At 40.2% G+C, this 14,909-nt stretch carries 11 protein-coding genes; 10 read left to right on the top strand and 1 reads right to left on the bottom strand.

Annotated features, from left to right (window positions below; genetic code table 11):
* Positions 1-298: 298 nt before the first annotated feature.
* On the bottom strand, positions 299-1,201 hold the full coding sequence (locus tag IGI82_RS07660; protein ID WP_087627344.1) for an AraC family transcriptional regulator: 903 nt from the start codon (positions 1,199-1,201) through the stop codon (positions 299-301).
* 119 nt (positions 1,202-1,320) lie between these two features.
* On the opposite strand from IGI82_RS07660, the gene IGI82_RS07665 reads away from it, so the two are divergent.
* The 10 genes from IGI82_RS07665 (at position 1,321) to IGI82_RS07710 (ending at position 14,610) form a co-directional block, all read left to right on the top strand.
* Entirely contained in the window at positions 1,321-3,333 is a 2,013-nt protein-coding gene (locus IGI82_RS07665) for a beta-galactosidase (RefSeq protein ID WP_438841998.1), read from the top strand.
* Positions 3,334-3,362: 29 nt separating this feature from the next.
* Entirely contained in the window at positions 3,363-4,535 is a 1,173-nt protein-coding gene (locus IGI82_RS07670) for an MFS transporter (RefSeq protein ID WP_249270030.1), read from the top strand.
* A gap of 62 nt (positions 4,536-4,597) precedes the next feature.
* Positions 4,598-5,506, top strand: coding sequence for an ROK family protein (locus IGI82_RS07675; RefSeq protein WP_087627347.1), 909 nt, complete (start codon positions 4,598-4,600; stop codon positions 5,504-5,506).
* Positions 5,507-5,731: 225 nt separating this feature from the next.
* Complete coding sequence (locus tag IGI82_RS07680) at positions 5,732-6,784, top strand: LPXTG cell wall anchor domain-containing protein (RefSeq protein WP_087627348.1); 1,053 nt, start codon at positions 5,732-5,734, stop codon at positions 6,782-6,784.
* A gap of 297 nt (positions 6,785-7,081) precedes the next feature.
* Positions 7,082-8,605 (top strand): helix-turn-helix domain-containing protein, encoded by a 1,524-nt coding sequence (locus IGI82_RS07685; RefSeq protein WP_438841999.1) that lies wholly within the window; start codon positions 7,082-7,084, stop codon positions 8,603-8,605.
* Between the two features lie 240 nt (positions 8,606-8,845).
* Positions 8,846-9,754, top strand: coding sequence for an ABC transporter ATP-binding protein (locus IGI82_RS07690; RefSeq protein WP_271292618.1), 909 nt, complete (start codon positions 8,846-8,848; stop codon positions 9,752-9,754).
* A 2-nt stretch (positions 9,755-9,756) separates the two neighbouring features.
* The gene (locus IGI82_RS07695; protein WP_005225815.1) at positions 9,757-10,560 is read left to right on the top strand and encodes an ABC transporter permease; all 804 of its coding nucleotides are present in this window, start codon (positions 9,757-9,759) and stop codon (positions 10,558-10,560) included.
* A 107-nt stretch (positions 10,561-10,667) separates the two neighbouring features.
* Positions 10,668-10,886 carry a YneF family protein gene (locus IGI82_RS07700; protein ID WP_005235432.1) on the top strand — a complete coding sequence of 73 codons (219 nt, stop codon included), beginning with the start codon at positions 10,668-10,670 and terminating at the stop codon, positions 10,884-10,886.
* 200 nt (positions 10,887-11,086) lie between these two features.
* The gene (locus tag IGI82_RS07705) at positions 11,087-12,835 is read left to right on the top strand and encodes an ABC transporter ATP-binding protein (RefSeq protein ID WP_438842000.1); all 1,749 of its coding nucleotides are present in this window, start codon (positions 11,087-11,089) and stop codon (positions 12,833-12,835) included.
* A complete protein-coding gene (locus tag IGI82_RS07710; RefSeq protein WP_438842001.1) occupies positions 12,835-14,610 on the top strand; it encodes an ABC transporter ATP-binding protein in 1,776 nt (591 codons plus the stop codon). Before IGI82_RS07705 ends, IGI82_RS07710 begins: the two co-directional genes overlap by 1 nt.
* The last annotated feature ends 299 nt before the right edge of the window (positions 14,611-14,909 follow it).

Raw genomic sequence — 14,909 nt, forward strand, 5'->3', positions numbered from 1 at the left:
TCTATCGTGTTTTTATGTATGGAAACATTTCCTGATGTTTGCTGAATCGCTGAATCCCAATTAGCAAAACTACCGTTGTATTTTCTCTATCGTGCATAAAGAGATTATTCATTGGCACGTGTATACTAACGTTTTATTCACAAAGGAGCGAGAACTTTTCAAATACCTTTTTGGGAACTGGATACACAAAGCTAACTTTATATATAAATGGTTCGTTTTTATTTGTTATCGTTAGATGCAATGAAAATTGAACAATCAAAAAGTCGCTGAAAACAATATAGTTTCAACGACTTTTTGATTATTCGTTTTCTTTCAGCGATTTGTAGTATTTGTTTCGGTATTGTTGCGGAGACATGTTGACCCACCGCTTAAATTGTTTGCTGAAACTTGCTAGGGAGTTAAAACGCAGTTGTTCACTGATTTCCTCAATCGAAAGAGAGTGGATCTTAAGCAAATTTTTTGCTTCTTTTAAAATTAAGGATGATTCATATTTTTTTGGAGAAAGACCATACACTCTTTTAAAGAGAGTACTGCCATAAGATGCTTGGATCCCAATCTCTTCAATCAGCTCCTTGATTGATATATCAGACAAACAGCGCTGCTTTTGAGGATCTTTCCAAATTTTCTGTAATTCCAACTGAATTTTTTTTGAAATAGTTTTTGCATAGTGAATCGTTAAGTTGCTGTTTTCTTGGAAGAGCTGCTGTTGCTTTTTTTTCTCAATCTCATGATTCAATATAAGCAGAAATTGGGATAATAAAATTTGAATGTGCATTTTCTTTTCGAATTCTTTGATAGCGGGGTTATTGATCAATTGAATCCAACGTTGGATCACTTCTTTGATTGCTATAAAAAAACTACTTTGTGGTGTAATCTTAATGTCGCTGTAATTGATCATGTCAGAGACGAAATCTGGGTCGTCAATATCAAAATGCGTGCAAAAATAATGAAGCCTAGGACCGGCCTGGATTTTGTGAAGGCTGTTTGGGGGAATAATGACCATGTCACTTGCTTCTAAGTGGTAACAAGTCTTATCTATAATAACATCTTCACTTCCTTGAATGACATAGATCAATTCAAAAGCCAAGTGCTTGTCCTCAGCTACAGACCATCCCTCATCGACTTCTTGTGTATGCCCCCCGAAGAACGATAATTTCCAATCAATTGCTGGTAATCGCTTAGCATCTTTTAATATACTCATAGATCCACCACCTGAAAAATGTACAAATTCTCTAAATATTTGTCCATATACAGATTAGCAAATGTTTTATAGAATGTAAACACAAATATAAAAGCGGTTTCAAAGAGAGGGGAAGTTTTATGAGTAAGATTCACTACGGCGTTGCTTATTATGATGAGTATATGCCCTACGATCGGTTGCAAAAAGATATTGAAATGATGAAAGACGCGAATATCAATGTTGTGCGCATCGCGGAAAGTACTTGGAGTACCCATGAACCACAAGAAGGAGTTTTCGATTTTCAGTCGGTCCATCGTGTTTTAGATGCAATGCATGCAGCCGGAATTGATGTAATCGTAGGAACACCGACGTATGCTGTACCGACTTGGCTAGTAAAAAAATATCCGGAGGTATTGGTTACTACGAAAGAAGGAAAGAAAACGTACGGCGCGCGACAAATTATGGATATAACAAATCCTCAATACCTTTATTACAGTGAACGAATTATACGAAAGCTGATTGAGGAAGTCATTGATCATCCAGCGGTGATTGGTTTTCAGGTAGATAATGAAACGAAACATTATGGAACTGCAGGAGAAAATGTCCAGATTCAATTTCAAAAATATGTAAAAGAAATGTTCAGTCATGATTTGGAGGCAATGAATCAAGCCTTTGGTTTGTCTTATTGGAGCAATCGCATCAATGCTTGGGAAGATTTTCCATCTGTTAATGGTACGATCAATGGGAGCTTAGGCAGTGAGTTTTCAAAATTCCAAAGAAAACTTGTCACTGATTTTTTAGCATGGCAAGTTTCGATCGTCAATGAATATAAGAAAGATCATCAGTTTGTCATGCACAACTTTGATTTTGAATGGCGTGGCTATTCTTTCGGCATTCAACCAGACGTCAATCATTTTGAAGCTGCAAAACCTCTCGATATTACTGGAATTGATGTTTACCATCCTTCACAGGATGAACTCACGGGAAGAGAGATTTCATTTGCGGGAGATGTTGCTAGGACAACAAAAGATCAAAATTATTTTGTTGTTGAAACAGAAGCACAGGCCTTTAAGGAATGGGTTCCTTATGAAAATCAATTGCGATTGCAAGCGTTCAGCCATATTGCTTCAGGTGCATCAATGATCTGTTATTGGCACTGGCATTCGATTCATAATTCTGCTGAAACCTATTGGAAAGGTTTGTTAAGCCATGATCTGCAACCAAATCCAGTTTATAACGAAGCGAAAATTATTGGCTCAGAGTTGAAAAAATACCAAAAAGAACTTTCTGGGTTACAACAGAAAAATCAAGTTGCCTTTGTTGTCAGTAATGAAAGCTTGACAGCCATAAATGACTGGTTCCCGTTTTCTGGTCATGAATTATATAATAACGGTGCGCATGGCTACAATGATATTTTTCGTCAACTATATGACGAACTTTATAATTTGAATGTTGGCGCTGATGTAATAAGTGTTGGTGATGAACGAATCAACCGTTACAAGTTGCTGATCGTTCCAGCTTTATACACTGCTTCTGACACAGAACTGGCACAGCTAAATCAATTTGTGGAAAATGGAGGACATATTCTTTACACCTTTAAGTCTGGCTTTACGGATGAGCATGTGAAAGTTCGGACCACCGCTCAGCCAGGTTATATCTCGGAAGTTTGTGGGGTCCACTATCAGCAATTTGTTAAGCCAAAGAATGTGACTCTGTCATTCGCGGATGACGAAGCAACAACGTATGATATTTCTGAATGGATGGAACTGCTGGTCCCAACTACTGCAGAGACGATCGCTTCATACAATCATCAGCACTGGGGAAAATATGCAGCCATCACAAAAAATCATTATGGAAAAGGCACAGCAACATATATCGGGTGCTTTGCTTCAAATGAAGTAATCCGTAAATTATTCATTGAAACGTTGACCCATGCTCAAATTGAAAGACCCTCAGAAGCTTTCCCTGTAATTATCAAAAATTGTTTAAATGAACAAGGACAAAAAGTATCTTTCTACTTTAATTATTGTAATGATCCTCAAAAAATTTGTCTCACCAAAGAATATTTTGACCTTTTTGAAAATAAGACAACGATTGCCGGAACGAGTGTTGAGCTAAACCCTTGGGACGTCAAAATATTCATTCAAAAGTAATGAAAGCAATCAAAAAAAGGAGTGTTTTTATGGAGAAAACAAGACCGAGAAGTGCCAGCTTTAAGCTAGCACTTCTCTCAATTTCATTGATGCTGCAATCGGGCGGAACAATTGCCATAGCCGTCTCTAAAATGAAAGAAACCTTTGTTGATCATTCGGCGACTGCCGTTGAATCCTTAGTAACTGCACCAAATATTACCATCATGATCTTTGTTTTACTAAGCACATTTCTAGTTAGAAGTTTAGGGACAAAGACGGTTGTATTATTAGGATTGACGATTGCTGGGATCAGTGGAATGGTTCCCATGATTACAGAAAATTATACAATTGTTTATCTGTCGCGTTTAGCGCTTGGTGCGGGGTTAGGAATGTATAATTCATTGGCTGTGAGTCTGATTGATTATTTTTATGAAGGGGAGCTTCGTAATAAAATGCTAGGCTACCAAACTGCTTTTCAGAGTTTAGGTCAGATGATTATGACCTTTTTAGCAAGTCAGTTGGCTGTGATTAGTTGGCAGTATGCATACATCGTTTATGGTTTAGCCTTGGTACCAGTTGTTTTGTTTCTTTTCTTTATTCCAACAATTCACACGAAGACTGAAGGCGATGAGAAAGATAAGGGAACGATCAGAATAAATTCTTTTACCATTCTATCGGCGCTAGGCTTCTTTTTCACCTTTGCATTTATTATGAATTTATACACGAAAGCAACAACGTTTGTTTTAGAAGCGAATTTTTCGAATGCCGAGTTTTTAGGCACTGCTCTATCATTGGCGACGATCGTCGCATTTATTTGTAATTTTTTGTATGGAAACATTGTAAAGTACACGAAACATTACACAATGCCTATTAGTTATCTTATTTTGGGGATCTCATTCTTTTTAATCTCGAACAGTTCGAGCATGTTCTCATTGACCGTAGCAATCTTTTTAGCCAGTGCGGGAGCAGCATTATATACACCCTATTCTTTTGGGATACTAATGCAAAAAGCACCGAGAAATGCGGCAAATTTAGCAGTATCAATTGGCATGGTAGGCGTTAATTTGGGTGTTTTCTTTTCGCCGTATATTATGTCTGCTATCAGCAACTTTTTTACTAACCAGTCAGCAGCATTCAGTATGCTTTCGTCAGGCTATGTCTTTACGGGCTTTGCTTTGATCACATTCTTCTTTAGTAAACAATTGAGAGTGTCAGAAAACTAACAAACTGAACGATTAGTTATGAAATTTAAAAACCAGTTCGATTAAAGAGCAGGAGTGGATAGATGAATTATTTAGGAATTGATGTTGGTGGTTCAGCAATCAAATATGCATTGATCGACTACACAGGAAGCATCGTGGAGAAAAAACAACGTGTAACCCCGAATGATCTGACCGATTTCCTCGAAACGATTTCTTCTATTATTCAAAGCTATCATGACCAAATCAAGGGGGTAGGCATAAGTCTACCAGGTAAAATTGATACCAAAAAAGGAGTTGTGTATTTCGGGGGAGCACTAACGTATCTTCATGAATACCCACTAAAAAAATATATCGAAGAAACACACGGACTTCCTTGTGCATTGTCAAATGATGGAAAAGCCGCCGCGTTAGCAGAATGGTGGATTGGAAATCTAAAAGACTGTTCACACGGGGCAGCGATTGTCTTGGGTACAGGCATTGGTTGTGGTTTGATTCTCGACAACAAGCTTTATCAAGGAAGCAACTTTCAGGCTGGTGAGATAAGCTTTTTAGCAAATATGACTGGAGAACTATCTTTGGAACAACTAATTGGGTTGAAAGGTTCCGCTGTAGGCTTCGTGCAAAGTGGGGCAGCACTTTTAAATATGGACGATCAGTATGACGGGAAAACTGTTTTTGATGAACTAGTCAAAGGTGAGAATGTGGCGTTAAAGAAATTGTTTGTGGACTATTGTCAGCTGATTGCACGGATGATTATTAATTTGCAGGTGACACTTGATCTTGACAAACTAGTGATTGGTGGTGGCATTAGTGCCCAACCGATTTTAATACAAGAAATAAAACACCAGTACCGTTCAGTTCGAAAACAGTTACCACTTTTGGAAATGAATTTTAAAGAAATTAGCATCGAAGCTTGTCTTTACGGGAACGAAGCGAACCTTCTTGGTGCGGTTTATAATTTATTACTATCTATCGAACAAAGGTTTTCTTGAATAGTGGTTTCGATTAAATGGAAGTAGAACAATCGTAAAATGTGTGAATAAGCACGCCCAATTTGATTCCGTGGAAGATTATAAACAAATTCAGATGCTTTATAGCAAAGGGAAGATGCCATTTTATTGGGTCTTTCCTTTTTTTTTCGGCGCATGTTTTCTCTGAGAATTTATTATAATTTCCTTATCAAGTTATCTTGAAATATTTATTTAGGAAGTGAGGAAATGAGAAAACTGGTTGGAATTGTGTTGATTTTGCTGTTAGCGGGATTATTGCTGCTGGTGTTTGGTTTCGATCATACTTCAGCAAAAGAACGAGCCGGAGGGAATTTATCGTTTTCTGTTCAAACGAATCGAGTGATCTATGATGAAGCCTTGAAAGTCATTACGATCCCGGTACGGCCGAACAAAACGCTGACTTCACAAAACGTTTGTATCCGATTAACTTATGGTTGGGATGGCAATGGACACAGTGAAAAGGTGATTGGTGAAACGTATCTAACAAATGTCGATTGGTTTTCAGGTGTTGAAAACTACTTAAGGATCTATGCTGAGATGGCCATCGATGAGATCAAAAGTGTGGATAAAGTAGATTTAGTTGTGATTTATGACGGTGAAACAACGATTACTGAAAACTTGAAGCCTAGTCAATGGCAGGTAATAACACCCCCGAGCTCTAGTGAGCGCACGAACTCTGAGATAAGCGCAAGCTCTAAAGTGTCTGAAGAAACAGGCTCTTCCTTTAGTAGTATCGAACCGAAATTTAGCGACTCTCAATCGACGGATCCAAGGACTTCTACTACGGAAAACACAAGTCAGGATTCTCAAAGTATCGAAAGTAGTCACAATGCAAGTGAGTCAGAAAACTTCAACACCCAACCAGTTAGTGAGAGTGAATCGAGTCAGACAATTAGGAGTCAAGAAACCACCGCAACAACAGGAACAATGACCGTTAGTGAAGCGGCATCTGAGAATCTTTCAGATTCAGAAACGAAACCAAACAAATTAGCGCCGAACCAAAGTCAGTCAAGCAAGCGAAGTGTTTCCTCCAATGATCCCGCAGGCAAACAACTCGCTAAAGCATCGTCTTCAGTGAAAATGGAACAGGAACAACCTACGGAGACAAGCAGTGCTAAGGAGGTCAATGGAGCCGTACTACCGAAAACCGGCAGCAAAAATACGAGTATTCGCTATTTACTCTTTGGTCTAGGCGTGGTTATCCTTACTGTCTTCCTTTACTGGCTGAATCGAAAGTTATTTTCTGATGAGAGACAGTAAAGAAAAAAGCCGAGGATAATGAGAGAATTGATAACCCACGATTGGAATTTTCTTCCCCAGAAAGCACAATCACGTTTTGTTTTACCGTTTTTAACAAAAAGTCTGACGATCGTTTTGAGGCGTCAGACTTTTTTTATGAAAATATACAGATAACGAAAGGAAAATTTGTTAAAAGTGATTTGACAGAAAAGAGCGCACGGTGGTACGATCACCAAACACTGCCAGCTTACAATTTTGTAAGATGACAAATTTAGGATAAAAACAGCGTTTGCTGATTATACGAGCGAGGGAAATTTCATGTTACAGGCACTTTTGGATACGACAGAAAAACAAATTTATGCGTTTCTAAGTTATTGTTACGAAACGAACAAGAAAGACTATTCAATTAAAGAGCTCTCAGGTGTTTTCGATAGGAAAACCAACAAAATGCAGTCGATCGTTCAGCAAGTAGAGGTGTTTCGTGCACGCTATCCTCAGTTTACTTTGACCTATGATCGGTTGGAAAAAGAAGTGTCGATTACTTTTTCTCCACGATTTCTATTGAGCCAAGCCTATAGTGTATTGTTGCAGGGAACCGTTGGGTTTATCTTGCTGGATGCGCTCTTTCAGGGGGATTATCATTCCCTTGAACAACTCAGTCACAAAACCTTTAGCAGTCCCCGCACGATTCAACGAAAATTGCAGGAGTTGAATCATGTTTTGGCGAATTATCATTTGTCCTATAGTTTAAAAAAGGGTGATCCTTTGGTAGGTGCTGAATATGCGATCCGCTATTTTTATCATCTTACCTATTGGCAAATTTTTGATGAGAAGGACTCACAAGTCTTGGCATCGATCAAGGAGAAAGAGCAGGCTGAAGCGTTGTTTGAAACCCATGCTTCTTATATGAGAAAAATCGATATCGATAAATTTCTTCATCTATTCGCTATAACCGTGCAAAGAATCCATCAAAAGCATCCGCTTTCGTTTTTACCAAACGAAGTACTAACCTTTGAGCACCCATTAATTGAAAAAAATCAGTTTGATCAGGTCTTTTTGAACCCACTGTTTAACAGGAATCATCTGCCGTTTTCTGAAATTTCGGAGGTTGAACGCAGCTTCTTGTATTATATGTTTGGGGTAATGAACACCTATCTTGAGGAGGATCTCGATGCTGCTAACATCTCGTGGCTGACTCAGCCAAAGTACCAGCAAGAAGCGCAGCTTGTTGAAAAACTAGCCGTGTATTTTCGGTTGACGTTTACAGAAGCCGAAAAAAACTATTTACTGGTTAATCTGGTCATGATCCATTCCGCCTCTGGCTGTTTTGGTACGCGACAAAAAAGCGATAGTTTTGGCAAAACAACCGACGAGCAAGAGCTGCAAGCCGCTTTTCCAGTGCTTTATCCAAACATGAAACGGTTTTTTTTGGAAGCGACTGTTTCTTTACCAGAGTTGCGTAGATTACTGCAAATGAATGATCGCTTGATTTTCCAATACTGTATGTTACTGAGAGTTATTTTTATCAAATATGAACAGCCGGTCACGTTCTCGATCCATTCGAAATACGGAAAAACGCAAGAGCTTTGGATCAAGAACCGCTTGATGAATGCCACGCATCGAGCGATGGCCCATTATTCGCTGTCTCAAAAACCAGATTTGGTGATTAGCGATTATCCGATCCATCAGGAATTTTCCGAGGAAGAACAGCCTTATCTCTTTTATTGGAATGGTCACCCAAGCGCAAAGGAGTGGAAACAGCTCAAGCAAGTGATCAAACAGATCAGAAGTGCCAAGAACAAGGCAGCGTTCGCCCAACTGGCATTCACCCAAACGGAGTGACTCCGCTATAAGATCGAGCAAATAGAACTTATAATTTTGTCAAGCTTTTGACCAGCAGCAATAGGGCAAACGTGAAAAGCAACAGTGATACAGGAAGTTGTCAAGAAGCAAAAACAGGAGCATCGATGTTCCTTTTTCACTTCTTGACTTTTTTTTACAGAGATGGCATGGTATACATATTATCATAACGTTTTTTATTTAAAATCGTTGCAGAAATGGTGTTAGGAAGAAGGGGTAACTTTGACAGAAGTATTAGCACTGCAAAATGTTTCCAAATTGATTGGGACCAAACGAATCATTGATGATGTTTCCTTTGTGGTGGACCAAGGACAAGTCGTTGGTTTATTAGGGCCCAATGGGGCTGGGAAGACGACGATCATCCGAATGATCGTTGGCTTGATGAAGCACAACACAGGATCGATTGCCATTATGGGAAATTTATTGGATTCTTCTTTTAAAACAGCGATTGCCTCAGTCGGAGCGATCGTTGAGAATCCTGAGTTTTATAATTATATGACCGGTTATGAGAATTTGATGCAGTATCAGCGTATGGCGAAGAAAAAAGGCACAGCCTCTGAGCTAGAAGCCCTGATCCGTCAGGTGCATTTAGAAGGACATATCCATCAAAAAGTCAAAACCTATTCATTAGGGATGCGTCAGCGTTTAGGTGTTGCCCAGGCATTGGTCCATCAACCAGACTTATTAGTTTTAGATGAACCGATGAATGGCCTGGATCCTAAAGGCATGCGGGAGTTTCGAGAAATGATTCTTTCTTTGCGAGCAAAAGGGGTCTCTGTCTTAGTTTCCAGTCATCAATTAAGCGATATCGAACAAATTGCCGATCATTTGATCGTGGTGCAAAAAGGAAAAGTCACTCATCAAGTAGCAATGGCAGAGTTGAAAGCAGAGAAAAATGTGTTGATCATCAAAACTGATGATAACTTGCAAACCGAAGCACTGTTAAAAGCTTCCTTTGACGTCGAGGTCTTGCATGTAGAAGACGAATTGCAAGTCACGTTGCAAACAGATCAGCGTTCTGAAATCGCTGCAGCGATCGTGACGGCGGGTATCGGCTTAAAAGAACTACGGACAAAGCAATCTTCTTTGGAAGATACATTCTTGGCTTGGACCGAAGAAGGAGGTTTGTAAGCATGCTGACATTGATTAAAAATGAATGGATCAAATTAACCAAAAAGCGTTCTACTTGGATCATGCTGCTTTTATTGGTTTTAATGACGTTTGGCTTGACCTATGTTGTACGCTTAGGTAGTCCAGAAATTGGGGCCAATGATTTATTTGCTTCTTTAAGCGATATGACGTCGTTCTTAAACTTATTTGTAGTGATTGTGGCGGCTTCTTCAGTAGCAGAAGAGTTCAGTCGAGGAACGATCAAGTTCTTATTGATTCGGCCTTTTTCCAGAAGCCAAATCTTAGCAGCAAAAGCCATCAACACGTTTTTATTTGCGCTGTTAGGGACCGCTGTTTTACTCATCAGTAGTTTAGCAGCTGCCAATTTATTTTTAGCAGCTGAATCACCTTTTGCTGCTACTGGCTACAACGGGCTAGCGGCGATTCTCGTTGCCCTTGTTTTTGCGGGAACCAACTTGCTATTGATCGTCTTTTATATTGCATTGACCATCTTTATCTCCGCCGTCATTCGCTCTCAAAGCCTGGCGGTAGGCTTAGGCTTGGGTATGTTGTTTGGAAGCAGCATCATCAACTCGATCATGCTTTTTGCGCAAGAAAAATACCCATGGCTGAAGTGGAATCCATTTAATTTTATGAATATTAAAGAGCAAATACCGAGTGTATTAAATAGTCCTGACATGCAGATGACTGCTTTTGATCCAGGATTGGGCTATTGGGAAATGGCGATCGGGATCCTTGTTTACAGTGTTTTAATCTACCTTTTAACAAATTGGTTATTCAACAAAAGAGATGTCGCATTAAGTTGAGGAAACGAGTGAAAGTTTTTGGATAAATCCAGCTTTCACTCTTTCTTTTTGTGTTTTTTTCTAGTAAAATGATTCATTGAGAGTACAAGAGAAAGGAGAGTTTTCGAATGGTTAGTGTAGGAATCGTAATCGTGATCGCTGTTGTTGCAGCATTACTAGGCGCTGTCGGCGGCTTCTTTTTGGCGCGTAAATATATGCAAGATTATCTAAAGAAAAATCCTCCCGTTAATGAGGATATGCTTCGCTCGATGATGATGTCAATGGGTCAAAAACCTTCTGAGAAAAAAATTCGTCAGATGATGCAGCAAATGAAAAACCAAAAGTAGGTTTTTTTCTAAAAAGCGGGCTGATTTTATCAGCTCGCTTTTTATTGCGGCAAAACGCAGCAACGAATAAAAAATGTCCCCAAGCTACTTTTTCTATTTATGTTCTGTGAATAGCGGGGTAGCAATTGTAACTGAATCCAATGAATATTCGGAAAAATCGCAAAATTTAAGCAACAGGTCATAAAGAAATGGAGAGTGTTATGTCAATATTTAGGAAGTTAGGTTGGTTTTTTAAACAAGAAAAGAAACATTATTTGTTAGGCGTAGGCTCTTTAGTCTTGGTCGCCTTGGTACAGTTGGCACCTCCCAAAGTTATCGGGATCATCATCGATGAGATTGCGGAAAAAGAGATCTCGATGCAGACGATCTTTTTTTGGGTCATGATCTTGATTGCTTCAGCCATCGCTCAATACGTGTTTCGTTTTGTCTGGCGAACGCATATCTGGGGTAGTGCCGCTCGGCTAGAAAAAACGTTACGCAGACAGCTATTTGCACATTTTACAAGGATGGATCAGTTGTTTTATCAAAAGCATCGGACAGGTGATTTGATGGCCCATGCCACCAATGACTTGAATGCCATCCAAAATGTGGCAGGGGCGGGGATCTTGACCTTTGCCGATTCCTTCATCTCGGGAGGGGCAACCATCATTGCGATGGTTCTCTTTATCGACTGGCGGTTAACGATCATTGCTCTATTGCCGCTGCCTTTCTTAGCAGTCATGGCAAGGGTTCTTGGCAGCAAATTGCATGATGCGTTTCGTGACTCGCAAGAAGCATTTTCTTCCATCAACGACAAAGCCCAAGAAAGTATTACTGGGATGAAAGTCATCAAAACCTTTGGACAGGAAAAAGAGGACATCGCTGATTTTCAAACCAAAATCGACCATGCCATCATCAAAAACCGCAAAGTCAATTTTCTGGATGCCTTGTTTGATCCGTTTATTACGATCATCATCGGAATCTCCTATGTGCTGACGATCATCGTTGGCGGCAATTATGTTATGGATGGTACCATCTCGATCGGTCAATTGGTATCCTTCATCAGTTATATCGGTATGTTAGTTTGGCCGATGTTTGCCATCGGACGTCTGTTTAATGTGCTGGAACGAGGCAATGCTAGTTATGATCGGGTTGCCGAATTGTTGGCGGCAAAGACCCATATTATTGAAGCAAAAGATGCGGTCAATGCCCCAGCCCAAGGAACGGTTAACGTTCAAATCAATGATTTTCACTATCAAGGAGATGATTTTGCCCTGCAAGACATCCACTTTACTTTGCCTGCCGGTCAGACACTTGGTGTCGTCGGGAAAACCGGTGCTGGAAAAACCTCTTTGATGAAGCTTTTGTTGCGAGAGTATGATTCATTTGATGGAGCGATCACCTTCGAGGGCATCGATAGCAAGCAATACTCCTTGAATGCTCTTTTGGGGTCGATCGGTTATGTTCCGCAAGATCATTTCTTATTTTCCATGACGATTCGAGACAATATCCGCTTTGCGCAACCACGGGCTTCTCAAGCAGAAGTGGAAGCAGCTGCTGGATTGGCAGTGATCCACGAGGATATCAGTCAGTTTCCTGAAGGGTACGAAACGATGGTGGGGGAACGTGGTGTTTCTCTTTCTGGCGGACAAAAACAGCGGTTATCCATTGCCCGTGCTTTGATCACCGATCCAGAATTGTTGATTTTAGATGACGCCCTTTCAGCAGTAGATGCCAAAACAGAAGAAGCTATTTTACAACAGTTGCGGACGTTCCGTCAGAATAAAACAACGATCATTGCTGCCCACCGCCTAAGTAGTGTTAAGCATGCAGAAGAAATTCTCGTGATCGACAATGGGAAAATCAGTGAACGTGGGACCCATGAACAATTATTAGCTGCAAATGGCTGGTATAAAAAAATGTGGGACAAACAGCAACTAGAAGCCAAAATCGAAGGGAGTGAAGCCTAATGCAAGAATCAGAATGGAGTAAATCGATTCCCTTTAAAGAGCAAAAAAACATCATCAAACGAATGTTTCTTTTTGCCAAGCCATTTCGGAAAACCTTCTATGCAGCGATCTTTTTTGCTTTTGTGCTATCGATCGTCAATATCCTGTTGCCTTTGATCATTCAAACCTTTATGGATAATTATTTGACTAATCAAACGGCGACCCAGCAAGTCATTTATTTCTTTGCTGCATTGTATTTCTTTGGGGTGTTGGTAAAAGCTGTGATTTGGTTTTTCCAATGGTTCCTTTATTCGATGGGTTCTTTAAAAACCTATCAATATATTCGAGCAAAATTATTTGAAAAATTGCATAGTCTGGGGATGCGCTATTTCGATCAGACGCCAGCGGGTTCGATCGTTTCACGGGTCAGCAACGACACAGAAACGTTGTATGAATTTTGGTATGTCTTCTTGATGGTATTGACAGGAATTTTTGCGGTGGTTTCTTCCTTTGCCGCCATGTTCCGCATCAACGTCAAAATTGCCTTACTGAACTTGATTTTTCTGCCGATCCTAATGGTAGCCATCTGGTATTATCAAAAATTCAGCTCTCGTATCTATCGTCAAATGCGGGAAAAACTGAGTCAGCTGAATACGAAATTGAATGAATCGATTTCTGGTATGCAGACCATTCAGCAATTCCGTCAAGAGGCGCGGTTGAATGAAGAATTCGAAGCGACTAATGATGATTATTTAAAAACCAGATACGCTATGATCCGCACGAATGCGCTGCTATTATCACCAATCATTAGTTTGTTGTATGCCTTAGCGATCGCCTTGTCATTGACGGTCTTTGGGTTTGATGCCTTAGAATCGCCCATTGAAGTCGGGTTGATTTTCGCCTTTACGACCTATATTCAAGGATTTTTTAATCCCATGACACAGATGATGGATTTTCTCAGCGTCTTTACTGATGGGATGGTCGCCGGCAGCCGTATTCTAAAGATTATGGATAACGAAGAATACACGCCGCAGCAAAACCCCGATGCTAGTCAAACCATCACCAAAGGAAAAATCGAATTTCGCGATGTCAGTTTTTCCTATGATGGTAAAAACAACGTATTGAATCATATTTCTTTTATCGCCTATCCAGGTGAGACCGTGGCTTTAGTCGGTCACACAGGAAGCGGCAAGAGCTCGATCATCAATGTGTTGATGCGTTTTTACGAATTCGGGGAAGGGCAAATTTTGATCGATGATCAAGATATCCGCGACTTCACGATGGAAGAGCTTCGGAAAAAAGTCGGACTCGTATTGCAAGACGCCTTCATGTTTTATGGGGACATCGCTGACAATATCCGCTTATTGAATCAGGACATTCGTGAGGAACAGATCGAAGCAGCAGCAAAATTTGTTCAAGCAGATGCCTTTATTCAAAAACTACCTGGTAAATACCACGCCAAAGTGATTGAACGGGGCGCCAGCTATTCAAGCGGGCAGCGGCAATTGATTTCCTTTGCCCGCACCATGGTGACCGATCCGAAAGTGCTGGTCTTGGATGAGGCGACTGCCAATATCGATACTGAAACAGAAGGACTGATCCAAGAAGGGTTGGCAAATATGCGTCAAGGGCGAACCACGATCGCGATCGCCCATCGATTGTCTACCATCCGCGATGCCGAGTTGATTTTGGTGCTTGATAAAGGCTCGATCGTCGAACGAGGCACCCATGATGAACTTTTGGCTCAAAAAGGGTTGTATGCCGATATGTACCGTTTGCAGGCAAGTGAAGTTTAATAGTTTTAATAGTAACGCTAACCTTAAAGACTTTCGTTTTTAAGGTTTTTTTGTACGAAAAAAGAAAGAAGGGATGAATATAAAAATAACGAACAACGATTGACAGCGCTTTCTACCTTTGCTATGATAAAGATAATAAAACTGGTTCTAATGGATAGTGATTGTTGATTTTTAACAAGCTAAACCTGATGAAGCTGCGGTATTTGCGCTGCTTTCATGAGGTTTTTTCTGTGTTGACTGTTGGCTCAGCAATAAAGACAAGCAATGAACCATATCCGCAATGATAAAGTAAGTGGGGG

Source organism: Enterococcus sp. AZ067, from assembly GCF_051715005.1.
In the GTDB taxonomy this organism is placed as follows: Bacteria; Bacillota; Bacilli; order Lactobacillales; family Enterococcaceae; genus Enterococcus_D; species Enterococcus_D casseliflavus.

Excerpts from the sequence above, each read along its gene's own strand:
- IGI82_RS07675 (WP_087627347.1), top strand. The coding sequence starts at position 4,598 with ATGAATTATTTAGGAATTGATGTTGGTGGTTCAGCAATCAAATATGCA.
- IGI82_RS07665 (WP_438841998.1), top strand. The coding sequence starts at position 1,321 with ATGAGTAAGATTCACTACGGCGTTGCTTATTATGATGAGTATATGCCC.
- IGI82_RS07660 (WP_087627344.1), bottom strand. The coding sequence starts at position 1,201 with ATGAGTATATTAAAAGATGCTAAGCGATTACCAGCAATTGATTGGAAA.
- IGI82_RS07705 (WP_438842000.1), top strand. The coding sequence starts at position 11,087 with ATGTCAATATTTAGGAAGTTAGGTTGGTTTTTTAAACAAGAAAAGAAA.
- IGI82_RS07670 (WP_249270030.1), top strand. The coding sequence starts at position 3,363 with ATGGAGAAAACAAGACCGAGAAGTGCCAGCTTTAAGCTAGCACTTCTC.
- IGI82_RS07700 (WP_005235432.1), top strand. The coding sequence starts at position 10,668 with ATGGTTAGTGTAGGAATCGTAATCGTGATCGCTGTTGTTGCAGCATTA.
- IGI82_RS07710 (WP_438842001.1), top strand. The coding sequence starts at position 12,835 with ATGCAAGAATCAGAATGGAGTAAATCGATTCCCTTTAAAGAGCAAAAA.
- IGI82_RS07685 (WP_438841999.1), top strand. The coding sequence starts at position 7,082 with ATGTTACAGGCACTTTTGGATACGACAGAAAAACAAATTTATGCGTTT.
- IGI82_RS07695 (WP_005225815.1), top strand. The coding sequence starts at position 9,757 with ATGCTGACATTGATTAAAAATGAATGGATCAAATTAACCAAAAAGCGT.
- IGI82_RS07680 (WP_087627348.1), top strand. The coding sequence starts at position 5,732 with ATGAGAAAACTGGTTGGAATTGTGTTGATTTTGCTGTTAGCGGGATTA.